The sequence below is a fragment of the Arenibacter latericius DSM 15913 genome (assembly GCF_000424985.1).
Lineage (GTDB): Bacteria > Bacteroidota > Bacteroidia > Flavobacteriales > Flavobacteriaceae > Arenibacter > Arenibacter latericius.
In genome coordinates this window covers 1-3903 of the sequence record NZ_AUKX01000087.1, presented here as the reverse complement: position 1 = coordinate 3903, position 3903 = coordinate 1, and the positions used below count along the sequence as shown (strand labels likewise).

Annotated in this window: 5 protein-coding genes; all 5 read right to left on the bottom strand. The window is 32.0% G+C overall.

From position 1 onward, the window contains the following. Window positions 1–51: 51 nt before the first annotated feature. The 5 genes from H344_RS20690 to H344_RS0116560 all read right to left on the bottom strand — a co-directional run bounded on the left by H344_RS20690 (window position 52) and on the right by H344_RS0116560 (window position 3871). A complete protein-coding gene (locus H344_RS20690; protein ID WP_051254380.1) occupies window positions 52–846 on the bottom strand; it encodes a S41 family peptidase in 795 nt (264 codons plus the stop codon). 477 nt (window positions 847–1323) lie between these two features. Then, window positions 1324–1755, bottom strand: a complete 432-nt coding sequence (locus H344_RS0116575; RefSeq protein WP_026811298.1) for a hypothetical protein — start codon at window positions 1753–1755, stop codon at window positions 1324–1326. Between the two features lie 234 nt (window positions 1756–1989). Then, entirely contained in the window at window positions 1990–2841 is an 852-nt protein-coding gene (locus tag H344_RS0116570; protein WP_026811297.1) for a tetratricopeptide repeat protein, read from the bottom strand. A 234-nt stretch (window positions 2842–3075) separates the two neighbouring features. Next, window positions 3076–3477 carry an ACT domain-containing protein gene (locus H344_RS0116565; protein WP_026811296.1) on the bottom strand — a complete coding sequence of 134 codons (402 nt, stop codon included), beginning with the start codon at window positions 3475–3477 and terminating at the stop codon, window positions 3076–3078. A 34-nt stretch (window positions 3478–3511) separates the two neighbouring features. Continuing rightward, entirely contained in the window at window positions 3512–3871 is a 360-nt protein-coding gene (locus tag H344_RS0116560) for a hypothetical protein (protein ID WP_026811295.1), read from the bottom strand. Window positions 3872–3903 lie beyond the last annotated feature (32 nt).

The following is a 3903-nucleotide window of genomic DNA, read 5'->3' as shown; positions in this document are numbered from 1 at the left end:
ATAACCTTGAATTCATTATCATACTGTTTTGCCATAACTCAAATATACTTATTACGGACTTAATAAATTAGTGCCATCAAAGGTAGACACTCCACTATTTCCGTAACCGTATGCCAGCATGCCTTTAGAATTTTCACCTGCCAAAATGGTTCGTTTATCTTCTTTTAGTTGTAATGCCATTAATTCTGCAGCACTGGCAGTTTTAAAATTTATTAGAACATAGATGTTCTGAATTGTTTTGTTCCTTTTCAATGATTTTAGCAATGGTTTTGCTTGATTAATGGACCCACCACCATTGTTTCTTAGGTCTAGAGTAAGGTTTTTCTTAGTTAATTTATCCAACGTATTGCTGTAAAATCTATCCGCTTCATTAATTAGTTTATTGGTTCTTCTTAGCGTCTTAATACCGATATAATCAAAAGTTGGGTTTAGGGAGGTGTACGTAAAGTTTTCTCTGTGATTTTTGTTGAAATAGTAGTTGTCATCTTTATTCCAAAAGGTAGATGTCATTCTGCCGTCTGAAATTTTAATATTTTTTTGATACCATAACAATCCATTTTTAAAATATTCAAAAATCTCAAAATTCCCATTTGGTGTTTTGTTGATTCTCAATCTAATTTTACCTTTTGTCCACTCCTCTGAATCGGATGCTAAGGTGATGCCATACCACAGATTATTAGTTTTTTTTTGCAATAAAATCTTGTCGCTCCCTGCATAATATATGCCTGAAATGCTATCGGTGCTATTAAGCGTAGTATCTATAAATTTTGGATAGTTGGGTACATTAAAAGTTTTTTTATCTGGCTCTAAATAGATCTGATTATGCCGGTCATTTATAAAGGACATATATTTTTGTAAATAGCCAACGCAATAAAATGTGCTTAAACTATCGTTTTTTATTTCTCGCTTTATCTCCTCTTTCCAGGATTTAAAATCTGCTTCTCTGTTCTCCTTTTTTATTTGCTTCTTATAGCTTTTAGCATTTTCAATATGTTTGGAGACATTATTGAGTTCATCTAAGCAGTCACAGTTTTTCTCTTGGCTGAAAATTAAAGTATAGCTGAGAAATATGAGTAGGGAAAGGTGATTTCTATTTAAAATGATATCGCTAAGATTTTATTTTAATTACAGGAATAGTTTTATAAGAATGGATATTGGTTTAGGTGTGGAGTTTTATTACTAAAGTGGCCAATGTGAAGCTAGATTTGATTAAATACAAAATTGCAAATTTCCATAAAAAGAACTTCCATAGCTATGTTATCTAAATTCAGATTTTCGGAAACGGTCTATTTTTGAATAGAGAATTACTTGAGTATTAAACTTCTAGTTCAGGTTGGTCATACCAAACTGATTAAAAGCTTGTTTTCCGTCTTTGTCTAGGTAGAAACTCAATTCCGTCCAAGCCGTTCCTTCAACACCTTTTAGCATAATTTTATTTTCTGTTTTGGATATGGTGAATAAATAATCTGCAAGATCTTTATTTTTCTCCGAGGAAACTTTGTTTAATTCCGTCATTCCATATTCGTCAATTGCTTGTTCCTGGTTGTGATTAATGCGAAAAGCCAAATCAATCCAAGCACTTCCCGTAACGCTTTGTAGTTTTATTCCATCATCGGTTTTGGTCACAATTACTTTAAAGTCTTTTAGATCTGCGGTCTTTTCTTCTACCCTTTTTGAGGAAGAACAACTCGATAGCGAGATGGTGAATATTAATAAAATTAGACTTGATTTTATAAAATTGAATTTAGGACTCATAGGTGTTTTTTAATTTAGTGTTAATATTAATTGCAAAAAGCGAGAAAGAGTAGTTTGCTGACTTCCATGTTGTTTACGCTTACCTTTTGTTGTCTGCTCCCTAATGGAGATTTAAATCGGTTTAGGCGGGCCTGCCCGTTCCGTTAAGGCGGGCCTGACTTTGCTGCTAGTATTTTCCGTTTCAGACCTTATGAGGTTATTCTGAGAAAATTGACTAATAATTGTTAAAGTTTTTTATAATTCAGATTGCGGAATTAAATGTTTAAAGGCTTTATTATCATGTAGATTTTCAAAATGCTTTTCATTTAGTATTTCCTCTTCCAAGGTGTCAGACAATTCTATTGCCGTTTTTATATCTTTTAATGCTTCGGCATGTTTATCCATTTTAGAATATGCACAAGCTCGTTGCCAGTATGCCAAAGCGTACTCATTATCTAGCTCAATAGCATTATTTGCAAGATCTAATGCCCAACGTACTTCTCCTATTTCTAATAGTGCATCAGCCTTATAGGTCATTGCTTCAATATCATCCGGTTTTATACTTAAAATTTCATCATAAACCGAAATCTTATCCTCATCCCCTTTTTCTAGCCCAGCACGCATCCATAGAGAGTGGATCGAATTTGTATCTGTAATATTTTTTTGCGTTTCTATGATTACTTTAGAACGCTCTTTCATTTTTACTTCAATCTGTTGTAAACGATCTTCATAGTCTGAAGTTAGCGTTTGAATCTTTTTTGCCGTATCAATCTTTAGACTATTTTTTATATCATTCAAAGAACGCCAGCCCAAAAGTACCAACAAGGAAGCTGCTGCTGTTATGATGTAAAAAATGTTATTTACGGTACTTGTAGTATAATCAATTGCTCTGTCTGATGACTCTAATTTTGCTTCGGCAATCTGTTTGGTAACTTGTGCTCTTAGGCTTTGATTTTCTTCTCTTAAATTTTTTATCTCATCCAATATATACCTTTCAATAAGCGGTCTATATAATGGTTGTTCTATAGTATCTATTTTAATGGCTTCTTTAGAAAATGAAGTAAATGGTATAGTGAAAAATAGGATTGCAAAAACTAATCTGGACATTCTAGTATTGAGTTGTTTATGATTTTAATATTTCGCAAGGTTCATAAAAATATCGACAAAGACAATTATATATTTTTCCGTACCTTTTCATCAAGGTGGTATTTAGGCAAACTCTCATCGTAATAGTTAAAAATGAAGCCTCTCTCCCTTTTTTAAAATGCAAGGCTTTCTTTCTTATAAAAAGTGGAGGTATAAGTGTAAGAAAGTTTTCTAATATAATTTTGGCAGTTGTTTTTATTGATGATTTCTGGATAACGCTGTTAGAACTTGAATTGCTTTATCTGTGTCTTTTTTATCAACGAAAATATGATCGTGATAATACCCAGCAATTACATTGCAGCTAATATTATTTTTCGCCAATTCTGTGGAAAATATAGCAGTTAAACCTACTGCGTCTAGAGAGGAGTGAATCATTAGAGTAATCCAAGAAGCAATATAATCATAGCGTAAGTTTAACTCCTCTGCTTTTTTTCTTTCAATAACAATAGTTGTTCCTTCCAATTCTTGAAATTCACATACAGTATCATTTCGGCTAATCTTACTTAAATCTGTTACAGTAGAAAAAACGTATTCTCCTTTATTCAGTTTAGGAGTCATTCTTTTTAGTAATTTAGAGATATCTGTTTCTCCGGCCATTTAATTCCTGTTTTTATCTTGTTGTCAGCGTACTTTATCTACTCTCTTTTTTGTTGAAATTAAATACTTGGTACTTTCCTTCGAAATAGGGTATCAATTTTTCCCCAAGGATTTCAATTTTATACTCTTTAAGAACATTTTGTCTTAATCTTTTATCTTCTTCTTTTTGTTTTTCAGTAGATTTAAATGCAGGTCCACCAATAGTCATATTATCCATTAGATGGTTTGACACCAATTTAATTTCTCCAAAATCAATGTTCTTAATATTTCTAATTGGGATATTAAGAAATTTGATAGCATAAAAACTAAGATAATTAAAATGAAGTTCTCCTGTATTGCCTTGCAATTTGTATGCATCCCACCAAACACATATTGTTAACTTAATTTCCTGCATCTAGCTTTGCCCATAAATTAGTATATAATGAG